We start from the raw sequence: 23,540 nt of genomic DNA, 5'->3' as shown, positions 1-23,540 counted from the left end.
GTACCCTGGTGAGGTAACGCGTACACCTACGGAAGACGGAAGACATGGCGGAGCAGGCCGAGCAGCACGAGCACGAGCACGACGTGGAGGGGACGGCGCCCGAGACGCCCGTGAAGGTGATCGGTGAGGAGCCCGACCTCAGCAAGGGCACCGCGCGTCCGATCACCGTCGTCGGCAACCCGGTCCTGCACCGCGAGGTCAAGGACGTCACCGTCTTCGACGGCGAACTGTCCGCGCTGATCGACGACATGTTCCAGTCGATGTACGCCGCCGAGGGCGTCGGCCTCGCCGCCAACCAGATCGGCGTCGACCTCAAGGTCTTCGTCTACGACTGCCCGGACGACGACGGCGTGCGCCACATCGGCCACGTGATCAACCCGGTGCTGGAGGAGTACCCGGCCGACCGCCGCCGCGTCCTGGACGACGGCAACGAGGGCTGCCTCTCCGTCCCCACCGCCTACGCCGAGCTGGCCCGCCCGGACTACGCCGCCGTCACCGGCGTCGACAAGAACGGCAAGGAGATCCGCGTCGAGGGCACCGGCTTCTTCTCCCGCTGCCTGCAGCACGAGACCGACCACCTCTACGGCACCCTCTACATCGACAAGCTGTCGAAGCGGGACCGCAAGGACGCCCTGCGGCAGATGGCCGAGGGCACCCCGAAGTACGCGACGGTGCCGAACGCGTAACGCCCGGAGGCGAGTCGGGGGCCGGCACGGGGGAATCCCGGGCCGGCCCCCGCGTTTCGTATCGGCCGGGTGTCAGGGGGCGCTCGGCCCGTGCAGCGGACCGTTCCGCCCCCCGTGAACGGGAGCCCTCCGCCCGTGTCCCGGTCAGCCGGTGACGAAGAGCCACTCCGGGCCGTAGGTGAAACGGGGGTCCGCGGGGAGCTTGATGGCGTTGATCCGCTGGGCGGTGTCGGCCAGGTCGCTCATGTTCCCGATCGCGGTGAAGAGCTCGTTCGGGGTGCCGCCCCAGGCGTGTTCGAGGGAGGTCAGCATGGCGCTGTACGTCGAGTTGAAGTCGTGCAGCAGGGCGGCGGTGGACTGGTCGGGCGCGTTGCCGGGGTCGTCGGCCCAGCCGCCGGCGGGGACCCGGGCGACCGGCGAGGTGTCCGGGAGCGGCACGTCGGGGCCGGTGAACTCGAACTTCCCCGTCGCCGGGTTCTGCACGAGCTTCTTGCCGACGGCGATCTCCTTGAACGCGTAGTAGTGGGCGAGTTCGCCCGGGGCGCCGGGGAAGGGGTTGTCCGGGGAGGCCGTGGTGCCCTCGCCCTGGGTCTGGATGATGTCGATCGCCTTCAGGACGTCGTCGATGGTGTTCATCGCGACGATGTCGTTGCCGGCGCCGTGGCCCGACCCGAGCGGGAAGGTCACCTGGTTCCGCCCGGTCAGCAGGTGGGCGAAGTTCGGGAAGACATTGGCGATCCGCTGGTAGAACGCGCCGATCGTGTTCCCGTCGGCGGCGAAGGCGAGCGGGTTCTCGGGCTTCTCGATGTCGGAGAAGAGGCCCGCCGACTCCCGGGTCAGCCCGCCGAGGGAGACGATCAGCCCCGGGTTGACCCCGCCGGGCAGCTCGCCCGGGTACTTGGGGACGGTGGCCGGGTCGGTGAGGACGACGGTGCCGCCGATGCTGGTGAGCATGTTGCAGACCAGGCCGAAGTGCGACATCTCGTCGAAGACGATCTCGCGGATCGTGTGGCGGACGGGCTGGGAGTCGTCCTGGCTGGTGATCGACCAGAGCGCGGTGGCGTAGGGCGGGATGGTGGAGAGCTCCAGCATGATCGCCCGCTGCAGCGCGTCCTTGAGCTCCTGCTCGCTCCAGTCCTCCTCGGCCATGCTCATGAGCTGGACGATCGCGTCGCTCTCGTAGTCCAGGATTCCGGTCGTCGCCATGGTGTTCCCCTTTCGCTCGACTGTGCGCCGGACCGTAGCCGGAGGCGGGCCGTGCCCGGACGCATGCCGCCGGTGCGGCCGAGGAGTTCATCCGGATGATGGCGCGCGGTGCCGTGCCGGGCGGCACCGTCTCACCCGGGGTGGCCCCTGCCACTTGTAATGACGATCAGAAGAGTTGTGAGCGCGTGACTGTGCCGGACAGTGCCACTCAGGGGTGGCGCAAGAGCAGCTATAGCGCCCAGGCGAACGAGTGCGTGGAGATCCGGCCGTTGAGGGTGGGCGGGATGGCTGTCCGGGACTCGAAGGACTCGAGTGGGCCAGCTCTGGCGTTCGCTGCCGATGCCTGGTCGTCCTTCCTCGCCGGGGTCAAGTCCGGGGAGTTTTCGACCGACTGATGTCACAGGGGTGCCCCGCACGGGCTGTGGCCGTGCGGGGCACCCCTGTCGTGTTGTGCGCTTCTTAGAAGTCGTCGTCGAAGGACACCGAGCCCTCGACGGCCACCTGGTACGCCGAGACCCGGCGCTCGAAGAAGTTGGTCAGCTCCTGGACGTTCTGGAGTTCCATGAAGCCGAACGGGTTCGTCGAGCCGTAGCGGATCGGCAGGCCCAGACGGGCCAGGCGCTGGTCGGCGACGGCCTCCAGGTACTGGCGCATCGAGGCGGTGTTCATGCCGGGCAGGCCGTCACCGCACAGGTCCTGGGCGAACTGGAGCTCGGCCTCGACGGCCTCCTCCAGCATCTCCGTGACCTGCTTGGCCATCTCGTCGTCGAAGAGGTCGGGCTCCTCCTCGCGGACGGTGTCGACCACGGAGAACGCGAAGTCCATGTGCATGGACTCGTCGCGGAACACCCAGTTGGTGCCGGTGGCCAGGCCGTGCAGCAGGCCGCGGCTGCGGAACCAGTACACGTAGGCGAACGCGCCGTAGAAGAACAGGCCCTCGACGCACGCCGCGAAGCAGATCAGGTTCAGGAGGAACGCGCGGCGGTCCTCCTTGGTCTGCAGCGAGTCGATGTGGTCGACCGCGTTCATGTACTTGAAGCAGAACTTGGCCTTCTGCGCGATGGAGGGGATGTTCTCCACGGCGGCGAACGCGGCCGCGCGGTCCTCCGGGTCGGGCAGGTAGGTGTCCAGCAGCGTCAGGTAGAACTGCACATGGACGGCCTCTTCGAACAGCTGCCGCGAGAGGTACAGCCGCGCCTCGGGCGAGTTGATGTGCTTGTAGAGGCTCAGCACCACGTTGTTCGCGACGATCGAGTCACCGGTCGCGAAGAAGGCGACCAGGCGGCCGATCATGTGCCGCTCGCCCTCGCTGAGCTTGGCGAGGTCGGCGACGTCGGAGTGCAGGTCCACCTCCTCCACCGTCCAGGTGTTCTTGATGGCGTCCCGGTACCGGTCGTAGAACGACGGGTAGCGCATCGGGCGCAGGGTCAGCTCGAAGCCGGGGTCGAGCAGCATCTTGCGGTCTTCGGGGGTGCTCACTGGCAGGCCTCGCAGGACTCGGGGTTCTCCAGGGAGCAGGCGATGGCGGCTTCCTGCTCCGGGGTGAGGGAGGGGGTGTTCACGGGCACCGGCGCGGCGGCCCGGGCGGTGCCGGACGCGGCCTGGGCGATACGGGTGGCCGGGCGCGAACGCAGGTAGTAGGTGGTCTTCAGACCGACCTTCCACGCGTAGGCGTACATCGAGCTGAGCTTGCCGATGGTCGGCGCCGCCATGAACAGGTTCAGGGACTGGCTCTGGTCCAGGTACGGCATGCGGGCCGCGGCCAGGTCGATCAGGGCGCGCTGCGGCAGCTCCCAGGCCGTGCGGTACAGCGACCGCACCTCGGCCGGCAGCCAGTTCAGCTCCTGGACGGACCCGTTGGCGTCGCGCAGGGCGTCGCGGGTCTGCTGGTCCCAGACACCGAGCTCCTTGAGCTCGCGCACCAGGTACGGGTTGACCTGGAGGAACTCGCCGGACAGCGTCTCGCGCTTGAACAGGTTGGACACCTGCGGCTCGATGCACTCGTACACGCCGGCGATGGAGGCGATGGTCGCGGTCGGCGCGATGGCCAGCAGCAGCGAGTTGCGCAGGCCGGTCTCGGCGATCCGGGCGCGCAGCGCCGTCCAGCGGTCGGCCCACTGCGGGGCGGCCGTCGGGAAGTGGTCGATGTGCAGCTCGCCGCGGGCGGCGCGGGTCTCGCCGTACGCCTCGTGGCGGCCGAGCTGCTCGGCCAGGTCGGCGGAGCGCTCGTAGGCGGTGAGCATGATGCGCTCGGCGATGAGGGTGGAGAGGGCCTTGGCCTCGGCCGAGTCGAAGTCGATCCGCAGCTTGAAGAAGACGTCCTGGAGGCCCATCACGCCGAGGCCGACCGGGCGCCAGCGGGAGTTGGACGTCCCGGCCTCGGTGGTCGGGTAGAAGTTGATGTCCACCACGCGGTCGAGGAAGGTGACGGCGGTGCGCACGGTGGCGTCCAGCCGCTCCCAGTCCATCGCGCCGATCAGGTCGTCGGCCGAGGCGCCGGCGGCGACGTGGGCGCCCAGGTTGACCGAGCCCAGGTTGCAGACGGCGGTCTCGGAGTCGTCCGTGACCTCCAGGATCTCGGTGCACAGGTTGGAGGAGTGCACCGTGCGGCCCGGCAGGGCGGTCTGGTTGGCGGCGCGGTTGGAGGCGTCCTTGAAGGTCATCCAGCCGTTGCCGGTCTGCGCCAGGGTGCGCATCATGCGGGCGTACAGGGTCTGCGCCGGGATGGTGCGGACGGCCTTGCCGGCCTGCTCGGCCTTGCGGTAGGCCTCGTCGAAGTCGGCGCCCCACAGGTCGACCAGCTCCGGCACGTCGGCCGGGGAGAACAGCGACCAGTCCTCGTTGGCGTTGACCCGGCGCATGAACTCGTCCGGGATCCAGTGCGCCAGGTTGAGGTTGTGGGTGCGGCGGGCCTCTTCGCCGGTGTTGTCGCGGAGCTCCAGGAACTCCTCGATGTCGGCGTGCCAGGTCTCCAGGTAGACGCAGGCCGCGCCCTTGCGGCGGCCGCCCTGGTTGACGGCGGCGACGGAGGAGTCGAGGGTGCGCAGGAACGGCACGATGCCGTTGGACTTGCCGTTGGTGCCGCGGATCAGGCTGCCGCGCGAGCGGATGCGCGAGTAGGACAGGCCGATGCCGCCGGCGTGCTTGGAGAGGCGGGCGATCTGCGCGTAGCGGTTGTAGATCGAGTCCAGGTTGTCCAGCGGCGAGTCGAGCAGGTAGCAGCTCGACATCTGCGGGTGCCGGGTGCCGGAGTTGAAGAGCGTCGGCGAGGAGGTCAGGTACTCCAGGCGGCTCATCAGGCCGTACAGCTCGGCCACCTCGCGGACCGACTGCTCGCTGTCGCCGACCGCCAGGCCACAGGCGACGCGGAGCAGGAAGTGCTGCGGGGTCTCGATCACCTTGCGGGTGATCGGGTGGCGCAGCAGGTAGCGGGACTGCACGGTGCGCAGGCCGAAGTACTCGAAGCGGTCGTCGCCGGTGGTGTCGATCAGCGCGTCCAGGGCGGCGGCGTGCTTGGCGACGAAGTCCGCGGTGGTGTCGCCGATCAGGCCCTCGGTGTGGCCGACGGCGATCGAGGCGGAGAAGGACACCGAGCCCTGGCTATTCGCCTCGTCGACGATCTCCAGGGCGAGCAGGCGGGCGGCCAGCTTCGAGTACTGGGGGTCCTCGGCGATCATCGATGCGGCGGCGTCCACGGCCAGCCCGCGCAGCTCGGCGAAGTCCGAGCCGGCGTGGCGGCCGCGCAGCGCGGCGGCGGCGACGTGGCCGGGGTCGACCTCGGTGAGGTCGGTGCTGCGGTCGGTGAGCAGCCGCAGCAGGGCGCCGCCGGGGTCGGAGACCGTCGGGTCGGTGAAGGCGGTACCGGTGCCCTGGGCGGGCAGGGTGGCTGAGGCGGCGGTGGTCAAGGCGCTCTCTCCTGGCGGCGATCGGCGGCGGTGATCGGGGGCCACCGGGCCGATCGGGGCAGGGGAGCACGGCACGAACGCAGACGGCGTCGCGCGACGGTGACTCCCCGGCCCGCCCGCGAGGCCCGGAGGGGTACTGCTCGTGTCGGCGCGGCCTCTGCGGGAGGGCCGTGGCGCACGCTGTCGGCAGGTCATCGGACTCGCGGGTACGGCTGCTGGAGCCGCCCGCACACCGCTGCGGGGCAGTCCCGGATTCGCACCGGGTTCCCCTGCATCGACAGCAGAAGCGAGCATACATGTAGTGGTGTCTCCCTGAAGCGACCCCAGATGTAGTGCGGCGCCGCGTGTCGGGGCGATGACCGGTGGTACCGGAAACGTGGCCCAGGATGGCCCTGCGAGGCCCCGGAACCGGGCCGGGGGCGTCCTGGTTTCGATACGGAATGGTCACCGGGAGGATCGGCCGACACGAGGATGCCCTACGATCTGGGCGCATGAGCGACGGAACTGGCGTACCTGGGCAGGGGCCGCAGGGAACGCCTCCCGCCGGGCCGGGGGGCGCACAGAGTCAGCAGCCGGTGGTACCTGGTCCGGTACCGCCGCCGAGCGGGGGTTTCGGGCCGCCGCCGGCCTCGTACGGGCCGGTCGTGCCGGCGGCGCAGCCGGTCGCGCAGCCCATCCCGCCGGTGCCGCAGCCGGTCGCGCCCGCGCCGCAGCCGGCTCCGCCGGTCGGGCAGCCGCCGCACGCCCAGCCGCAGCCCGTCGCGCCGCCGCCCTTCGCGCAGCAGCAGCCGCAGCCCCAGCCCCAGCCGGCCCCCCAGCCGCAGCCCCAGTGGCACCTCCAGCAGCAGCCCCAGCAGCCGGTCCCGCCGCAGCGGGCCGAGCCGGACTGGGACGCGCTGGCGGACCGCAACGAGGCCGAGGGCAAGCGCCGTCGCCGGATGAGGGTCATCGGCGTGGTGGCCGCGGTCGCCGTGGTGGGCGGCCTGGTCGCCGGCGGTGTGGTGCTGTTCAAGGGCAAGAAGGACGACGGCTCCCCGACGGCCGTCAAGAGCACCCAGCCGGTCGCGCCTCCGAGTACGTCCGGCACGCCGGGCGGCCAGCCGGACGACCCGTCCAAGCCGATCTGGGAGGCCGCCACCGACCCGGCGCCGCAGGACGCGGGAGCGCTGTTCTCCGCGCTCCAGGTGACGATCAACGGCGCCACCTGGAACCGGACCGTCGTGGCGCTGGACTCGCCCTGCTGGGACGGGAACTCCACGACCGGCGGGCTGGGCAAGGTGCTCGGCGACCAGGGGTGCCAGCAGGTGCTCCGGGCGACGTACGTCTCCGGTGAGAGCGCGGTCACCGTCGGGGTGGCGGTCTTCGACCACAAGCTCCAGGCCGAGACCGCGCTGAAGAACTTCACCGGGCAGCTCAAGGGCGCGCCGGCGGCCGGGGCGCCGGCCTTCTGCGCCGGCGCCGGCTGCACCGGCACCCACAACAGCCTGGGCCGGTACGGCTACTTCACGGTCGAGGGCTCGGCGAAGGGCGGCAACGCCCCGGACGCCACGGCGACCGCGGCGGCCTCCGGGTTCGCGGAGCACGTGAAGGGGCAGTTGCTCAAGCGCGCCAAGGCCGCGTCCTCGGCCGCGCCCGGAGTCCAGGGCACCGCTCCGGCCTCGGCGGGCTGATCCGCCGGGGCGTCCCGCGGGCGGGCACGGCGGGCTGATCCGCCGTGACACCCCGGCCCCCGGCCGACCGTTCGCGCAGGCCGGGGGAGTGTGGCAGGCTCTCGGGACAGTCATGTCGTACGCGTTTCCGGTTGCGTCCGTGGGGGGCGGCGCCGGCGAGCAACCGGAGGAGCGGTCAGTGGCCCTGCCCAGAGCCCTGCGCGGCAAGCCCGCCGTCCTGGCCGCGGCCGGGATCGTCGCCGCCGCGGGAGCGGTCTTCCTGCTGGACCACGACGGCCGGGCCGACGGCGAACAGCTCCCGCGCGTCCCGGTGTCGGTCGGCCTGCCCGGGCGCACCCTGCCGCCGGAGGTGGGCCGGGACCTGCTCGCCCGGGACCCGCAGGCCTCGCCGAACGCCCGCGCCGTCCAGCAGTTCCTCGCCGACCTGGAGTCCCAGGCCCGCACCGGGCAGAGCGGCGGCACGGTGATCGGCCAGCACGTCGAGGCGCACAACGAGCGCAACAACCCCGAGTACGGGGACTACCGGGGCACCAAGCAGGTCGGCTACTACTACAAGAAGGCCGCCGACATCACCGGCAAGCTGCCCGGTTTCGTGGAGACCGACCTCGGCCCGGGCTACGGCCAGAACGGCTGGGGCGTCGGCAATCCCCGGTCCTACTCGGCCGGCCGCTGGCCCACCTGCCGGGCCGGCTGGCAGTACACCGATGACGCCGTCGACCTGCTCTCCGCCGTGTGGAGCGGCCACCCGCGCGCCGAGGACGGCGGCTACGGCGCGGCGGGCGTGCAGCAGAACTGCGACGGCAGCAGCACCGAACTGCCCGACAACGGCGGCGGCCCGGCCGGGATCGTCGGCATGTCCTTCCACCAGCCCTACCCCGGTTCGGACGTCAAGTCCTTCGACCGGGTGCTCTGTTCGAACTCGCCGGTGGCGAAGGACCCCGACTGGTTCGGCCGGGTCGTGGACGGTGCCCACGACACCCCCGAGTACCGGGCACTGATCACCGACCTGTCCTACCTGGCCGACCACCTGGAGTACCTGGCCGCCCACGACGTGCCGGTGCTGCTGCGCCCGTACCACGAGATGAACGTGCTGGACTGCTCCCGCCGGTTCTGGTGGGCGGGCCAGAAGCCGGCCGACTACCAGGCGCTGTGGAAGATCACCTACCGGTACCTGGTGGAGACCCGGGGGCTGCACAACCTGCTGTTCGTCTGGACGCCGGTGTCCTGGGACGGTGCCCCGGGCGTGGACCCCTGGGACTACTACCCGGGGGCCCAGTACGTCGACGTGGTCGGCGTGGACGACTACAGCGGCAGCCCGGCGCACCCGATCGGCACCGGTGAGGTGTGGACCAAGCGGTACTACGACGGGCTGTCCGCCTACGGCAAGCCGCGGATGCTGGCCGAGTCCTTCGCCGTCCCGGTCAACTCCCGCCAGCCGGAGACCCTGCGGCGCACGCCCTGGACGATCTGGACGGTCTGGGGGCAGTCCCTCACCGCGAACAACCTGACCCCGGACCAGCCGCGCAACTCGGTCGCGGACGTCACCGCCACGTACCGCAGCCCGCTGGCGCTCACCGGCGGCTCCGGTCCGTTCGGGGCGAACGTCGACTGGGGCGGCCTGCACGTGCGCTGAGTCGGCGCCACCTCCGGTGTGGCCGCCGGCGCTGTGCGGCGGATGGTGCCGCGGGGCTCGGCCGTACGGGTGGAATTCCGGCGCGGTTGTGCCGTGTGGCATCCTGTGGCGGCGAAGCCGAGGGTGGGCCGACGGCCGGGACGGGTCCGGAGGGGGCGGGGGATACGGGATGACACGGACGGGTCCGATGCGCGCGGCCGGCGGCGTGGCCGTCAGCTGGGGCGTGCTGCTGCTCTGCTGGGCCGGGTACAACTGCTTCGGCCAGGTCGGCGTCGCCACCTACCTCAAGGGCATCTTCTACTACGGCGGCTCCTCGGTGTTCGCCGAGACCGGAAGCCTCAACTACGGCCTGCTGTACCTGGTTTCGGGCATCCTCCTGCTGCGCGGGCGCAACTGGGCGCTCGGCGTGGCGGCCGGTGTCGCGCTGGTCGAGGGGTACAACCGGGTGCGCAGCCTGGTGGGCGCGCTGCTGGACAAGCCGCAGCGGGAGTGGTTCACGGGCACCACCGAGGGCTGGCTCAAGCTCGCGACCTTCGGGCTCGGGGTGGCCGTCACCGCGGCGCTGATCGTGCTGCTGGCCCGGTCGGTCTGGCGGGAGCAGCCGGCGCCGGCGCCGCTGCCGGCCGCGCAGCCGCAGCCCGCGTGGTCCCAGCCCGCCGCCTGGCCGCAGCCCCAGCCGCAGCCCCAGCTCCAGCCGCAGCCGCTGTCCCAGCCCCAGCCCGCGTGGCCCCAGCCACTGCCCGGACAGCCCCAGCACCAGCTCCAGCCCGGACAGCCCCAGCCCCAGCCCGGTTGGGGGCAGCCCGTGCCCGGCCGGCCGGCGCCGTACCCGCCGCAGCAGCCCGCCCAGCCGGGCGCGTACCCGCCGGCCGTCGCCCAGCCGTGGCCCGCCGCCCCGCCGCAGCCCGGCGCGCCGGCCCCCGGCCCGGTCGCTCCCGGCCCGGTGCCGCCCGGCCCGGTGCCGCCCGGCCCGGCCGTGCCGCCGCCGGCGGACCGGCCACCCCAGGGCTGACCGCCTGGGGTCGACCGCCGCGGGGCCGACCGCCCCGCGGCCGAACGCTCACGAACGACCCGCGCCCCGCCCGGGGCCGGGACGACACCAGACGAGGAAGCGCTACCGCCATGTCATCGACCACCGCCGAGCGGACGGTGCTGACCACGTCCCGCGAGGCCGCCCGGCTCGCCGAGCGACAGATGTCGTGGAAGCCCCGGGTGACGCCGTTCTACGTCTCCTTCGCGATCATCTTCACGTTCTCGCTGTGGGCGTACGTGCCCAACCCCACCGCGCTGGGCTGGGCGATCACCATCCTGTGGGGCATGCCGGTCTTCGGTGTGCTGATCGGCTTCCAGGGCGTGCTGATGGTCCGCCGCCGGCTGCGCCAGGTCAGTCGGATGACCCCGGCCGCGCCCGTCGAGGACGACTTCCTGATCGTGCTGGTGCCGACCATCGGCCGCCACGACACCTACCCCGCGCTGGAGCGCTCGGTGCTCTCGTACGTGGAGCACCTGCCGCCGTACTTCCCGTGGATGCGGGTGGACATCCTCACCGAGGAGGGCTGCGCCGCCGCGGAGAAGATCGACGAGCTGGCCGAGCGCCACCCGCTGATCCGCGTGGTGACCGTGCCGAAGGCGTACGAGACGCCCAACGGCACCAAGTTCAAGGCCCGCGCCAACCACTACTCGCACGAGCTGCGGATCGAGGAGGGCGAGGCCGAGGACGACGTCTGGGTGCTGCACATGGACGACGACACCGGCGTCGGCCCGGACACCGCCGCCGCCGTCGCGCAGTTCGTCAACCGGCAGCGCAGGGCCGGGGACGACGCCAAGCACATGGCGCAGGGCATCCTGACGTACCCGCGCGAGAACGCCGTCTCCACCTTCACCTGGCTCGCCGACGCGATCCGCCCCGCCGACGACATCGCCCGCTTCCGCGCGATGACCGGCACCGGCACCCCGATCGCGGGCGTGCACGGCGAACTGCTGATCGTGCGCTCCTCGGTGGAGGCCACCATCGGCTGGGACTTCGGCCCGAAGACCATCGTCGAGGACGCCCAGATGGCGCTCAACTTCTGCCAGCGCTACCCCGGCCGCAGTGACTGGTTCAACGGCCGCTGCTACGGCGCCTCGCCGGCCGGCGTCAAGGACTTCCTCAAGCAGCGCGAGCGCTGGGCCTGGGGCCTGGTCGCGCTCTGCTTCAACAAGACCATCCCGCTGCGGTACCGGCTGTTCATCGGGATGGGCATGGTCAGCTGGGTGCTCGGCCCGCTGCAGCACGTCGGCCTGGTGCTGCTGGTGGCGTGGTTCACCGGCACCTGGAACACCTCGCCGGTCACCCAGTCCGTGGTGCTGGTCTGGTCGATCAACTTCGCGTACGTCATCTGGACGTACTGGGAGGGCCTGCGGCTCAACGTGGTGGCCTCGGCCAACCACCGGCGCAAGTGGTGGGAGCCGATCGTGGTGGTGGCGGCCATTCCGCTGTTCTCCTTCCTGGAGGGCTGGGGCGGGCTGCGGGGACTGATCAAGTTCCTGAAGCGCGAGGAGAACAAGTTCGTCGTCATCGCCAAGCCGGCCTGATCGGAGAGCACGACCGTGAAGCGCCCCGTCATCTTCATCCTCCCGACCGTGGTGGTCGCCCTCACCGTGGGCATCCCGGTGGTCTGGGGGGACCATCCGATCAAGTTCGACCACCGCCGCCCCACCACGGTGCACTGGGCCGGCGCCCCGACCGAGCAGGGCCGGGTCTGGGGCTTCGGCAAGGACACGCCGCAGGTGGAGGACGACGGCCCCAAGGTGGCCCGTCCGTGGACCAAGGGCAGCCCCGAGTGGGGCGTGCAGGTGTACTGGCTGGACGACCCGGCGGACCCGGAGAGCTTCGTCCAGGGCAAGGTCGACCGCATCGTCAAGTACGTGGTCGGGCTGAACGCCAACTCCCTGTCGGTGACCTTCCCGTACTACACGACGGGCCCCAAGTCGAACGCCGTCGCCGCCCGGGCGACCACCCCGAGCCCGGAGCGACTGGCCCTGCTGCTGGACTCCGCCCACCGGGCCGGCCTGCGCACCACGGTGCGGCCGATCATGGACGAGGAGGTGTTCGACTACTCCGCCACCGGCGTGTGGCGCGGCAACATCGCGCCCGCCGACAAGGACGCCTGGTTCGCCAGCTACGCCGCCTTCCTGACGCCGTACCTGAAGACCGCCCAGGAGCACTCCGCGACCGAGTTCACCGTCGGCACCGAGTTCAACTCGCTGGAGAACGACCCGCACTGGGCCGGCCTGATCGAGCAGGCCAGGAAGACCTTCCGCGGCCAGATCGTCTACGACGCCAACTGGGACAACTGGTCCAAGGGGCCGCTCACGCTGCCGGCCGACGGGACCGGCGTGGACGCCTACTTCCCCGCCAAGTCGGCGGGCGACGACGCCCCGGTGGCCGACCTGGTGGCCAGCTGGAACGGCTGGCTCGACAAGCGGGGCGCGGGGCCGCAGCCCGCCACCAAGCTCACCGAGGTGGGCATCCCGGCGCAGAAGGGCGCCTACAAGACGCCCGGGGACTTCTACACCAAGCGGGAGCTGAACGAGCCCGTCCAGGCCGCCTGGTTCACCGCGGTCTGCCAGGTGGCGCAGGAGCGCAAGCTGGGCGGGGTGTACTTCTGGTCGCTCTACTTCGGCATCGACCCGACCCTGCCGACCAACCAGGACACCCCGCGGATGGACTTCGCCGGGCGCCCCGCGTCCGAGCAGGCGATCCGCACCTGCTTCGCGCAGACCTACGAACTGCCGCCCTCCTGAGGCGCGTTGCCCGCCGGGGCCCCGGCGGGCAACGCCCTAGCCCTGGGGCGCGGTCGTCTTGGTGCTCGGGGCCCGGGTGGGCTTCGCCGAGGTGTGGCCGGCCGTCGGCTTGGTGGACGAGGTCGGGGTCGGGGTGGGGGTTGGGGTGGTCGAGGCCGTCGGCGTCGGGGTGGGGGTCGGGGTCGGGGTCGGCGCCGCGGCGGGCTGACCCGGTGCCGCGCCGGCCAGCGCGCCCGCGATCTCCTTCTCCAGCCACGGGGTGACGAACCGCATGCCGGCCCGGGTGAGGTGCACCCCGTCGTTGGCCGGGGAGACCAGGTGGCCCTCCTTGTCCTTCCAGGCGCAGGTCTCGTACGGGCAGTAGAAGGCGTTGAGGTCGAGCAGCCGGACGGCGCCGCCGGAGGCCTTCACGAAGTCGCCGACCTGCTGGTTGTAGCAGGTGCCCCAGGTCTTGTTGATGGCGCCGTTCTCGACCCGCTCGTTCATCAGCAGCACCTGGGCGCCCTGGGCGCGGCGGCGGATCTGGTCCACGGCCTGGGAGAGCCGGACGCCGTAGCGGGTCCGGTAGTCCTCGTCGCACGGGTTGAGCCAGCTGCCGTCGAGGTACTGCTCGGCGGCGTCCCAGCCGAGGTGGACCACCACGGCCTGCGGCCCGGTGCCGAGCTGCCGGTCCCAGGCGGCGTTCCGGTCGCGGCACTCCTGGCTGGTCTCGAACTCCTCCCGGGAGGTGGTGCGCACCTTCTCCGGGCCGAACACCCCGCACCCGCTGATCCCGCCGTCGACGACGCGGTAGCGGTCCCCCTGCCGGTACAGGCCGGTGGAGAGGTCCTGGGAGAAGGAGTCGCCGAGCAGCAGGACCATCGGCTTGCCGTCCGGCCCGGACTTCATGTCGTGCGTGACCCAGGCGGGCAGGTACCAGGCGCCGGTGGTGGCCACCGCGGCGGTGACGGCCACCAGCGGGACGGCCGGGAAGGCCCGCCAGCGCAGCACCCGCAGCTTCTCGGTGCCGGTGTGCAGCAGCCAGGCCAGGACCCAGGAGACGGGTGCGCCGATGGCCAGCAGCTTCTTCGGCGAGATGTCGTCGACGTAGTGCTGGAGCAGCCAGTACACCGGCAGGTGGAGCAGGTAGAGGCTGTAGGAGATGGTGCCGGTGAGCCGCAGCGGGGGCAGCGACATCAGCCACACCAGCGGTCCCCGCTCCTGGCACAGCGAGACGGTGAGGACGGCGGCGAGGGCCGCGACCACGGCCAGCCCGCCCTGGTAGAGCCACGGTTCGTGGTAGGTGCCGACGGCGAGGCTGGCCCACACCAGGCCGCCGAGCGCCGCGGTGCCGACCAGGGTGGGCAGCACGGGGCCGGCCGGCAGGCGCAGGCGGGGGCGCGGCCCGCCGGTGCCGCCGGGGGCCCCGGCGCGCACCTTGCGGCGCAGCCACAGGTAGACCCCGAAGGCGGCGGTGGCGCCGGCCGCGAAGCCGACCGCGCGGGTCTCGGTGCCGAGGTAGAGGCGGTCGCTGTTGTGGCCGTTCCACAGCAGCGGGGCGACCAGCGCGGCGGCGACGAACAGTCCGGCGGTGGCGAAGCCGGCCGCGCGCACGGAGCGGCGGCAGATCCCGTAGACGGCGAGCAGCAGCAGCGGCCAGAGGGCGTAGAACTGCTCGGTGATGCTGAGCGACCACATGGCCGCGAGCGGGTCGATCGACTCGAAGTGCTGCCAGTAGGCGTCACCGCGCGACAGCTGGGCCCAGTTGGCGATCTGGGCGAGCGCGGCCAGGGCCTGCGGGCGGAGGTCCCTGACGTCCCGTAGCGGACTGACCAGGGCGGACAGCCCCACCACCAGGATGATGGTGGCGAACAGGCCGGGCAGCAGCCGCTTGGCCCGGCGGCGGTAGAAGACGCCGAGCCGGATGCCGTCGGTGCGGTCCAGCTCGCGGACCAGCACCAGGGTGACCAGGAAGCCGGAGAGGACGAAGAAGACGTCCACGCCGAACAGGCCGTTCTGGAACCAGTTGGTGTGGTACAGCAGCACCGAGGCGATGGCCAGGCCGCGCAGGCCGTCCACCGCCTTGAAGCGGACGGACGGCGGCAGCGGTCCGCGGGGCTCCGGGACCGGTGCGGGGATCGCGTAGCGGCTGGTGGCGGGGGCTTCGACGCCCCTGCTCCTGCGCATGTCCTGGAGCGTGGGCCCGCTCGCGGGCGCGCCGATGCCGGGCCCGTCGTCCATGTGGTCTGTTCCCCCGGGGTCGATCGACTGTCGCGACGTGTCCATGGGCACGTCTTGATCTGTGGTTTATATCAAAAGACGTCTGCTGATCGTCCGTCGGTCACCGGCCGGGAACACGGCCGGTGATCCCGGAGGGCGCCCCGGGGCCGGGTCAGAACGCCATGGTGTAGACCATCAGGTCCATTCCCGGGTACGGGGCCCAGTCCCGCTCGGGCGTGCGGCGGAAGCCCGTTCGCTCGTAGACGCGGTGGGCGGTGGTCATCTCCGGGCGGGTGGAGAAGGCCATGCCGGCCAGGCCGAGTTCGTGGCTGCGGGCGACGGCGGCGCGGACCAGGGCCTCGCCGACGCCGCGGCCGCGGGCGGCGGGGGCGGTGGCGAGCATCCGGATCTCGCCCTCCCGCGGGGTGGCGATGTCCGCCCACTCGGTGCCGCCGACGGCGAAGGTCACGCAGCCGAGGACCCCGGCTCCCGCCGCGTCGACGGCGACCAGCAGCTCGGCCTCCCGGGCCCGGCGCTCCGAGTCGCGCAGCAGCTCGACGTAGCTGCCCGTGGGGTTGGTGAAACCGTCGCCGACGAAGGCCTCGACGGTGATCCGGCCGGCGTCGGCGAGGTCCTCGGGGAGGGCCTGGCGGATGAGGAAGTCCATCGGGCCAGTGTGCCGGAGCCCGGTGCGGGGCGGTTCTGCGGGGTCGAACGGGCCCGGCGGGCGGCAGGGCGGCAGGGCGGACGGGCCGACGGCCCGCTGGACGGCCGGCCGGGAGGCCCGCCGGGGAGGCGGCCGGGGAGGGCGGCCGTCAGTCCTCCCCGAACGCCAGGTGCCCGACCCCGTTCCAGCCGTCCGGCCGCAGCCGCCCGTCCTGGGCCCGCCAGAGGCTGGTGGAGCAGTTGTGCACCGGCCCGAGCGCGGTGAGCTGGTCCTCGGTGAGCCGGTCCAGCGCGTAGCGGAGCATCAGCACCGTGCAGTCGTGGGCGACCAGCAGGACGGGCCGTCCGGCCTCCTCCTCGCAGAGGTCCCGCAGCAGGCTGCGCACCCGCAGCGCGACGTCGGCCCAGGACTCGCCGCCCGGCGGGCGGTAGTACAGCTCGCCCATCTTGCGCCGCCGGGCCGCCTCCTCCGGGTGCTTGGCCTCGATCGCGGCCTTGGGCAGCATCTCCAGGACGCCGAGTTCGCGGTCGCGCAGCCGCTCGTCGTAGCGGACGGCCAGGGTGACCGGGACGGCGCCGAGCCCGGCGGCCTGGGCGAGCGCGATCCGGGCGGTCTCGGCGGTGCGCACGTACGGCGAGCACCAGACGCTGCGCGGGCGGTCGGCGCTGGGCAGAGCGGCCCACCAGTGGCCGAGCGCCTGGGCCTGCCGCCGGCCGTTCAGCGACAGCGGGATGTCGGCGTCGCGGCAGCTGATCGGGACGCTGAGGGCGCCGACGGCCTCGGCGAGCTGGAACTCGACGTTGGCGGTGGACTCCCCGTGCCGGGTGGCGATCAGCACGGACGGCAGCCGGCCGGCCGTCGGCGGGCGGTGGGCGGCGGCGTGCTGCCCGTGACCGCCGGTGTGCTGACCGTGGCCGGTGCCGTGCTGGCCCGGGGCGGTGCCGTGCTGGCCCTGCGTGGTGGCGTGGTGGTGCTGGCTCTGGGCGGACTGGTGCTGGCCGTTGAGGGTGGTGCCGAGTTCTGCCATGGCCGCGAGCTCCCCGTGGTCGATCAGGTCCCGGCCGGATGCCGGTCCGGTCTGGTGGTGCCCGGCGTGCACGCCTGTTCATACATATGATCGCGCCGCCTTCTCCAGTGTTCACGGAGAAGGCGGCGCGATCACAGGGCGCGTACCGCGCGAATCAGTGCGCCGCTACGGGCTCCGGCGCGTTCTTCAGCTCGTCGTCGCCGGCTTCGGCGCTGTAGTCGGACGGCTTGGTCTCGTCCGGGAGCTCCGGCGCCTTGGCCGCCCGCAGCACCAGGGTGAGCACCACCGAGACGATCAGGTTGAGCGCGAAGGCGGTCAGGCCGATGTAGCCGATCTCGCCGATGCCGGGGATCTCGGCCGAGTTGCCGCCGAAGTGCTTGGTGGCGGGGCTGGCGATCCCGTACGCCTTCCAGGTGCCGTACACCATGCCGGCCGCCCAGCCGGCGAACAGCGCCCAGTGGTGGAACCAGCGGGTGAACAGGCCGCCGACGATCGACACGAAGGTCTGCAGGATCCACAGGCCGCCCAGCAGCTGGAGGTTGATCGCGGCCTGCTTGTCCATGCCGAGCACGAAGACCAGCGCGCCGACCTTCACCAGCAGCGAGACCAGCTTGGCGACCCGGGTCTCGTCGGCGGGGGTGGCGGCGGGCTTGAGCCACTCCTTGTAGACGTTGCGGGTGAACAGGTTGGCCGCCGCGATGGACATGATGGCGGCCGGCACCAGCGCGCCGATGCCGATCGCGGCGAAGGCCACGCCGGTGAACCAGTCCGGGAACATGTTCGCGAACAGCTGGGGCACCGACAGCTGGGAGTTGTAGCCCTTGACGCCCTTGCCGACGCCCGCCGCGACCGCCATGAAGCCGAGCAGCGCCAGCAGGCCCAGCATCAGCGAGTAGGCGGGCATGATCGCCATGTTGCGGCGCACGGTGTTGCGGGACTTGGAGGCCAGCACGCCGGTCACCGAGTGCGGGTACATGAACAGCGCCATCGCCGAGCCGAGGGCGAGCGTGGCGTACGTCCACTGCTTGTTCTCGGGGATGGTCAGCGAGCCGGCCTTGGCCTCCTTGAAGTGCTGGGCGGTGGCTTCGAAGATGTGCCCGTAGCCGCCGAGCCTGATCGGGATGTAGATCACCGCGACGATGATCACGATGTAGACCAGGGCGTCCTTGACGAAGGCGATCAGCGCCGGGGCGCGCAGCCCGGAGGAGTAGGTGTAGGCGGCCAGCACGCCGAAGGCGATGAACAGCGGCAGGTCCTTGACGAACCAGTTGGCGTTCTCCCCGCCGCCGACCCCCAGCACGTCCAACACGGCCTGGATGCCCACGAGTTGCAGGGCGATGTACGGCATGGTGGCCAAGATGCCGGTGAGCGCGACCACCAGCGACAGCGGCCGCGAGCCGTACCGGCCGCGCACGAAGTCGGCCGGGGTCACGTAGCCGTGCACCCGGGAGACCGACCAGAGCCGGGGCAGGAAGAGGAAGACCAGCGGGTAGGCGATGATCGTGTACGGCACCGCGAAGAAGCCGGCCGCGCCGGTCGCGTACACCGCCGCCGGGACGGCGACGAAGGTGTACGCGGTGTAGAGGTCGCCGCCGAGCAGGAACCAGGTCACCCAGGTGCCGAAGCTGCGCCCGCCCAGGCCCCACTCGTCCAGGTGCGCCGCGTTGTCCGCGCGGCGCCAGCGCGAGGCGAGGAAGCCCATCACCGTGACCAGGGCGAAGAACAGCACGAAGACCACGAGGGCCGGCACGTTGACGTCCTTCATCGCGCACCGCCCTTCCGGGCCGCCTTGCGGGCCTTCTCGTCCCGGTTGATCAGCAGGTAGGCGGCCACGGTGAACACGGCCGACACCGGCACCCAGAGCAGCTGGTACCAGTAGAAGAACGGCATGCCGGCCGCCGCCGGGTCGCTCTTGTCGTACGAGGACACCCAGAGCATCGCGACGATCGGCACGAGCAGGGCCAGGCCGGCCAGCACCCGTTCGGGCGTCACCGCCGGGACGGGCCTCCCGGCTGGCTCGGGCATGACATCTTCGACGGTGGGGGGATCAGACGGCATCTTCGGCTCCGCTCCGGAGGGTTCCCCGTCGGCGCCGCAGCCCGGTCGGCGCCGAGCGCCGTACGGGCCCGCCGAGCAGCACCATCGGTGATCGGCAGTCAGGTCTGTACGGCTGCGCAATCTAGAGCATGGGGTGATCCATGTCACCGGAATTGACGCAACTTCCCACCAGTCGGACGCGAGCGGCCGATGTCCGCCGTCGGGGCGGCGGAAATGCGGCGGAGGCGCGGCGGGAGCGCGGCGGAGGTACGGCGGAGAGGCGCAGCCGGCGCGGGACCCCGAGAGGCCGTCACGGAACGCAAAGGGCACCGGCGCGCGGGTCGCGCGCGCCGGTGCCCGAAGTGCGGTGGGGGAGTGCGGCTACTCCGGACGCTTCAGCCGGGTGATGAACTTGTAGCGGTCGCCGCGGTAGATCGAGCGGACCCACTCGACCGGCTCGCCCCCGGCGTCGAAGGAGTGCCGGGAGAGCTGGAGCATCGGCAGGCCGAGGTCGGAGCCGAGCAGGCCGGCCTCGCGCGGGTTGGCCAGGGTGGTCTCGATGGTCTCCTCGGCCTCGGCCACGGTGACCCCGTACACCTCGCGCAGCGCCGCGTAGAGCGAGTTGTGCTTGGCCAGGTTGCGGCGCAGGGCCGGGAAGCGCTTGGCGGACAGGTGGGCGACCTCGATGGCCATCGGGTCGCCGTTGGCCAGCCGCAGGCGCTCGATCCGCAGCACCCGGCCGCCCGGCTTGATGTCGAGCAGCGGGGCGAGCCGGTCGTCGGCGGTGATGTAGCCGATCTCGATCAGCCGGGAGGCGGGCTCCAGGCCCTGGGCGCGCATGTCCTCGGTGTAGGAGGTCAGCTGGAGGGCCTGGGCGACCTTGGGCTTGGCGACGAAGGTGCCCTTGCCCTGGATGCGCTCCAGGCGGCCCTCGACGACCAGCTCCTGGAGGGCCTGGCGCACGGTGGTGCGCGAGGTGTCGAACTGGGCGGCCAGCGCCCGCTCGGGCGGCACCGGGGTGCCGGCGGGCTGGGTCTCGGTGAGCTGCAGCAGGTGCCGCTTCAGCCCGTAGTACTTGGGGACGCGCGCGGTCGGATCGGTTCCGGCCTGCGTCGGGAGGTTGTTCACCTCGGGGTCGTTGACCTGGGCGGTGGATCCCCCGTCGCTGCTCATCGGACCTGTTCTCCCGCTTCTCGCGAGGTCCTCGCTGACCCCGCCTCATCGTTAACGGCTCACATCGTTGCATGTATGGCTACGGAACGAATACCTCATCACGCGATGAACGATGTGCGGTGTCGGCTTGATAACGGGTGGTCGAGAACGGTCGAACAGCCGTTGACAGGCCCATTGGTCTAGGCCAAGCTCCAGGCAGCTGGTCTACACCACTAGGCCGGTAACTATGAATCCCCCCACCCGTTCGAAGGGGTCCGCGGCACCATTCCCCCCGCTTTGTGTGGGTCTGCCGCTGCCGCCCGACGGGGCAACCCAGGCATCCCTCAGGAGGATGGCGTGAAGCGTCAGCTCATCGCGGCGGTCGGCGTCGCAGCAATGGTCGTCGGTGTGGCGGCTTGCGGCTCGGACGACAAGAAGGAGGGCGGTTCCTCCTCGGCGGCCAAGAACTACGACGGCAAGACCCTCACCGTGTGGCTGATGGACGGCTCGGCCCCCAAGGGCTGGGAGGACAGCGTCAAGGCGGACTTCGCCGCCGCCTACCCGGGTGCCAAGCTGGAGATCCAGACCCAGAAGTGGAACGGCATCGGCCAGAAGGTCACCGCCGCCCTCTCCGAGGGTTCGGTGGACGTCCTGGAGATCGGCAACACCCAGACCGCGGGTTACGCGGCCACCGGTGGTCTGCTCGACATCACCAAGGACAAGGCCGACCTGGGCGGCGCCGACTGGGCCGCCAACCTGAGCGAGTCCTCGATCATCGAGGGCAAGCAGTACGCCGCCCCGTGGTACTTCACCAACCGCGTGGTGACCTACAACAAGGACATCTGGACCAAGGCCGGCATCGCCGCCCCGCCGAAGACCCTGGACGAGCTGTACCAGGACCTGGACAAGGTCAAGGCCGTCCCCGGCGTCAACGACGCCCTCTACATGCCGGGCCAGGAGTGGTACGTCTACTTCGGCCTGCTGCAGAGCGAGGGCGGCAAGCTCGCCAAGAAGGACGGCGACAAGTGGGTCGGCGGCCTGTCGAGCCCCGAGGGCCAGAAGGCGTTCGAGACCTACAAGAAGCTGCAGAGCTACTCGGCCACCGCCCCGAAGGACAAGGACGAGGCCACCCCGCAGCAGAAGGACGTCTTCGCCAAGGGTGACATCGGCACCATCATCGGCCTCGGCTGGGAGGTCCCGAAGCCCGAGGAGCTGGCGGCCGACAAGATCGGTTACTTCGCCCTCCCCGGCAAGACCGCGGACAAGCCGTCCAGCGTCTTCCTCGGCGGCTCGAACCTGGCGATCGCTCAGCAGAGCAAGAACCCCGAGCTCGCCAAGGGCTTCCTGAAGATCGCCATGAGCGACAAGAACGAGGGCATGATCGCCTCGTCCGGCCTCATCCCGAACAAGGTCGCGCTCAACGACAAGGTCACCGGCGACTTCGCCAAGGCCGCCCTGCCGGCGTCCGCCAACGGTGCGACCACCCCGAACGTCCCGACCTGGACCAACGTCGAGAACGAGCCGAACCCGATCAAGGACTTCCTGACCTCGGCGCTGACCGGCGACTACGCCGCCGCGGCCAAGAAGGCCGACGACGAGATCGCGAAGCGTCTCAACCAGAAGCAGTAAGGCAGTCGAGCGGCGTCGCTCACCGGCTCCCGGCGGGGGGCCGGTGGGCGGCGCCTTCCGTCGTGGTCGGGTTTGCAAGGAAGAGAGAGCGATGGCTGCGCAGTCGGAACGGGTGCAGACACAGTCCCCGGAGCCAACGAAGTCCGTGGTGGCGTCCACGCCCACCACCCCCGGTGCCGAGCGCACCCCGAGCAGGGGCGGCAGACCGTCGGACGGGCCCGGCGTGGCGTCCAGGTTCGCCCCGTACCTGCTGCTGCTGCCGGCCATCGCGGTGACCCTCGTCCTGCTGCTCTGGCCGTTGGTCGAGACGGCCGTGGTGTCGTTCCAGAACCTCAACAAGCGGCAGTTCATCCAGCACCTGACCGAGTGGAACGGCTTCGGCAACTACACGGACCAGCTCTCCGGCTCGGAGTTCTGGACGATCACCCTGCGCACGGTGGTCTTCACGGCGGTCAACGTCGTGCTGATCATGGTGTTCGGCACGCTGATCGGCCTGCTGCTCAACACCCTCGGCAAGTGGATGCGGCTGGCGCTCTCGGTCGCCCTGCTGCTGGCCTGGGCGATGCCGGTGGTCGCCGCGACCACCGTCTACACCTGGCTCTTCGACCAGAACTTCGGCGTCGTCAACTGGTTCCTGGACAAGCTGGGCTGGCACTCCATGGCCCACTTCAACTGGACCGGCGGCCAGTACTCCACCTTCTTCGTGATCATCCTGCTGATCGTGTGGCAGTCGGTCCCGTTCGTGGCGTTCAACATGTACGCGGGCCTGACCACGATCCCCAAGGAGCTCTACGAGGCCGCCCGGATGGACGGCGCCGGCTCGGGCAAGATCTGGAGCGCGGTGATCTTCCCGATCATGAAGCCCTTCCTCCTGGCCACGACCTTCCTGGAGGTCATCTGGGTGTTCAAGGCCTTCACCCAGGTCTACCTGATCAACAAGGGCGGACCGGACGGCCTGACCCGCACCCTGCCGGTGCACGCCTTCCTCGAGGGCATCGGCTCCCAGCGCTTCGGCGTCGGCTCCGCGATCGCGGTGCTCACCATCCTGATGCTGGCCGCGCTGATGGCCTACTACTTCCGCATCATTCTCAAGCAGGAGGACGAGCTGTGAGGCGCTCGCTCATCGGACGCACCTGGCCGAACCTGATCGCGGTCGTCCTCTTCGTCTTCTTCCTGTTCCCCGTCTACTGGATGTTCACGACGGCGTTCAAGCAGAACAAGGACATCGTCAGCCGGGACCCCGTCTTCCTGCCGCTGAACGGCACGTTCGAGCACTTCGACCGCGCCGTGCACGTCCCGCACTTCTGGACGTACGTCACCAACAGCCTGATCGTCACCGTCGGCGCGGTGCTCGGCTCGCTGGTGATCGCCACCCTGGCCGCCTTCGCGATCGCCCGGATGCGCTTCCGCGGCCGCAAGGGCTTCGTCCTGGTCGTGATGGCCGCCCAGATGGCGCCCTGGGAGGTCATGGTCATCGCGGCGTACCTGATCGTCCGCGACAACGACATGCTCAACAGCCTGGTGCCGCTGACCGCCTTCTACCTGATGATGGTGCTGCCCTTCACGATCTGGACGCTGCGCGGCTTCATCGCCGCCGTGCCGAAGGAGCTGGAGGAGTCGGCCATGGTGGACGGCTGCACCCGCACCCAGGCCTTCGTGAAGGTGATCTTCCCGCTGCTCGCCCCCGGCCTGATGTCGACCTCGTTGTTCGGCTTCATCACCGCGTGGAACGAGTTCCCGCTGGTCAACATGCTGAACAAGAAGGAGGCGGCGCAGACCCTCCCGCTCTGGCTGTCCTCGTTCCAGACCGCGTTCGGCACCGACTGGGGCGCGACCATGGCCGCGTCGACCCTGTTCGCCGTACCGATCCTGATCCTGTTCATCTTCCTGCAGCGCAAGGCGGTCAACGGACTGACCGACGGCGCCGTGAAGGGCTGAGTCCA

The 23,540-nt window shown here is 71.0% G+C and carries 19 protein-coding genes and 1 riboswitch; of the genes, 10 read left to right on the top strand and 9 right to left on the bottom strand.

The annotated features are described in order from the left end of the window. Nucleotides 1–44 precede the first annotated feature (44 nt). A complete protein-coding gene (gene def, locus ACZ5OX_RS15080) occupies nt 45–686 on the top strand; it encodes a peptide deformylase (RefSeq protein ID WP_449790017.1) in 642 nt (213 codons plus the stop codon). 144 nt (nt 687–830) lie between these two features. Here the strand turns inward: def and ACZ5OX_RS15075 are convergent, their stop codons facing one another. Continuing rightward, complete coding sequence (locus ACZ5OX_RS15075) at nt 831–1,892, bottom strand: ferritin-like domain-containing protein (RefSeq protein WP_465630257.1); 1,062 nt, start codon at nt 1,890–1,892, stop codon at nt 831–833. A 95-nt stretch (nt 1,893–1,987) separates the two neighbouring features. On the opposite strand from ACZ5OX_RS15075, the gene ACZ5OX_RS15070 reads away from it, so the two are divergent. Then, nucleotides 1,988–2,287, top strand: a complete 300-nt coding sequence (locus tag ACZ5OX_RS15070) for a DUF397 domain-containing protein (RefSeq protein ID WP_465630256.1) — start codon at nt 1,988–1,990, stop codon at nt 2,285–2,287. A 64-nt stretch (nt 2,288–2,351) separates the two neighbouring features. Here ACZ5OX_RS15070 and ACZ5OX_RS15065 read toward each other — a convergent pair whose 3' ends face one another. After that, nucleotides 2,352–3,347 (bottom strand): ribonucleotide-diphosphate reductase subunit beta, encoded by a 996-nt coding sequence (locus tag ACZ5OX_RS15065; protein ID WP_392874237.1) that lies wholly within the window; start codon nt 3,345–3,347, stop codon nt 2,352–2,354. Nucleotides 3,348–3,367: 20 nt separating this feature from the next. Then, on the bottom strand, nt 3,368–5,773 hold the full coding sequence (locus ACZ5OX_RS15060; protein ID WP_465630394.1) for a ribonucleoside-diphosphate reductase subunit alpha: 2,406 nt from the start codon (nt 5,771–5,773) through the stop codon (nt 3,368–3,370). 192 nt (nt 5,774–5,965) lie between these two features. Beyond that, nucleotides 5,966–6,091: riboswitch (cobalamin riboswitch) on the bottom strand. A gap of 350 nt (nt 6,092–6,441) precedes the next feature. Here ACZ5OX_RS15060 and ACZ5OX_RS15055 point away from each other — a divergent pair. The 5 genes from ACZ5OX_RS15055 (at nt 6,442) to ACZ5OX_RS15035 (ending at nt 12,886) form a co-directional block, all read left to right on the top strand. Continuing rightward, nucleotides 6,442–7,467, top strand: coding sequence for a hypothetical protein (locus tag ACZ5OX_RS15055; RefSeq protein ID WP_465630255.1), 1,026 nt, complete (start codon nt 6,442–6,444; stop codon nt 7,465–7,467). A gap of 178 nt (nt 7,468–7,645) precedes the next feature. Further along, entirely contained in the window at nt 7,646–9,100 is a 1,455-nt protein-coding gene (locus tag ACZ5OX_RS15050; protein WP_465630254.1) for a glycoside hydrolase family 26 protein, read from the top strand. A gap of 169 nt (nt 9,101–9,269) precedes the next feature. After that, complete coding sequence (locus ACZ5OX_RS15045; protein ID WP_465630253.1) at nt 9,270–10,112, top strand: hypothetical protein; 843 nt, start codon at nt 9,270–9,272, stop codon at nt 10,110–10,112. A gap of 110 nt (nt 10,113–10,222) precedes the next feature. Continuing rightward, nucleotides 10,223–11,674 carry a glycosyltransferase family 2 protein gene (locus ACZ5OX_RS15040; protein WP_465630252.1) on the top strand — a complete coding sequence of 484 codons (1,452 nt, stop codon included), beginning with the start codon at nt 10,223–10,225 and terminating at the stop codon, nt 11,672–11,674. 15 nt (nt 11,675–11,689) lie between these two features. After that, nucleotides 11,690–12,886 (top strand): glycoside hydrolase family 113, encoded by a 1,197-nt coding sequence (locus tag ACZ5OX_RS15035; protein WP_465630251.1) that lies wholly within the window; start codon nt 11,690–11,692, stop codon nt 12,884–12,886. 36 nt (nt 12,887–12,922) lie between these two features. Here the strand turns inward: ACZ5OX_RS15035 and ACZ5OX_RS15030 are convergent, their stop codons facing one another. The 6 genes from ACZ5OX_RS15030 to ACZ5OX_RS15005 form a co-directional block, all read right to left on the bottom strand. Then, nucleotides 12,923–15,151 carry an acyltransferase family protein gene (locus ACZ5OX_RS15030; RefSeq protein ID WP_465630250.1) on the bottom strand — a complete coding sequence of 743 codons (2,229 nt, stop codon included), beginning with the start codon at nt 15,149–15,151 and terminating at the stop codon, nt 12,923–12,925. 106 nt (nt 15,152–15,257) lie between these two features. Next, the gene (locus ACZ5OX_RS15025) at nt 15,258–15,752 is read right to left on the bottom strand and encodes a GNAT family N-acetyltransferase (protein ID WP_449790009.1); all 495 of its coding nucleotides are present in this window, start codon (nt 15,750–15,752) and stop codon (nt 15,258–15,260) included. Between the two features lie 148 nt (nt 15,753–15,900). Continuing rightward, entirely contained in the window at nt 15,901–16,779 is an 879-nt protein-coding gene (locus ACZ5OX_RS15020) for a histidine phosphatase family protein (RefSeq protein WP_465630249.1), read from the bottom strand. Between the two features lie 154 nt (nt 16,780–16,933). Continuing rightward, nucleotides 16,934–18,544, bottom strand: a complete 1,611-nt coding sequence (mctP, locus tag ACZ5OX_RS15015; RefSeq protein WP_449790007.1) for a monocarboxylate uptake permease MctP — start codon at nt 18,542–18,544, stop codon at nt 16,934–16,936. Further along, complete coding sequence (locus ACZ5OX_RS15010; protein ID WP_392873290.1) at nt 18,541–18,804, bottom strand: DUF3311 domain-containing protein; 264 nt, start codon at nt 18,802–18,804, stop codon at nt 18,541–18,543. Before ACZ5OX_RS15010 ends, mctP begins: the two co-directional genes overlap by 4 nt. A 393-nt stretch (nt 18,805–19,197) precedes the next feature. Beyond that, nucleotides 19,198–19,989, bottom strand: a complete 792-nt coding sequence (locus tag ACZ5OX_RS15005) for a GntR family transcriptional regulator (protein ID WP_465630248.1) — start codon at nt 19,987–19,989, stop codon at nt 19,198–19,200. Between the two features lie 336 nt (nt 19,990–20,325). Between ACZ5OX_RS15005 and ACZ5OX_RS15000 the strand changes: the two genes are divergently transcribed. The 3 genes from ACZ5OX_RS15000 to ACZ5OX_RS14990 all read left to right on the top strand — a co-directional run bounded on the left by ACZ5OX_RS15000 (nt 20,326) and on the right by ACZ5OX_RS14990 (nt 23,535). Next, the gene (locus tag ACZ5OX_RS15000) at nt 20,326–21,597 is read left to right on the top strand and encodes an extracellular solute-binding protein (RefSeq protein WP_449790005.1); all 1,272 of its coding nucleotides are present in this window, start codon (nt 20,326–20,328) and stop codon (nt 21,595–21,597) included. Nucleotides 21,598–21,688: 91 nt separating this feature from the next. Further along, on the top strand, nt 21,689–22,708 hold the full coding sequence (locus ACZ5OX_RS14995; RefSeq protein WP_449790004.1) for a carbohydrate ABC transporter permease: 1,020 nt from the start codon (nt 21,689–21,691) through the stop codon (nt 22,706–22,708). Continuing rightward, the gene (locus ACZ5OX_RS14990) at nt 22,705–23,535 is read left to right on the top strand and encodes a carbohydrate ABC transporter permease (RefSeq protein WP_392873278.1); all 831 of its coding nucleotides are present in this window, start codon (nt 22,705–22,707) and stop codon (nt 23,533–23,535) included. The genes ACZ5OX_RS14995 and ACZ5OX_RS14990 overlap by 4 nt, the downstream gene beginning before the upstream one ends. The last annotated feature ends 5 nt before the right edge of the window (nt 23,536–23,540 follow it).

This window comes from Kitasatospora sp. NPDC032121, assembly GCF_055580145.1.
Note: the sequence above shows the minus strand (reverse complement) of the source record. Positions and strands in the feature narration are given on the sequence as shown.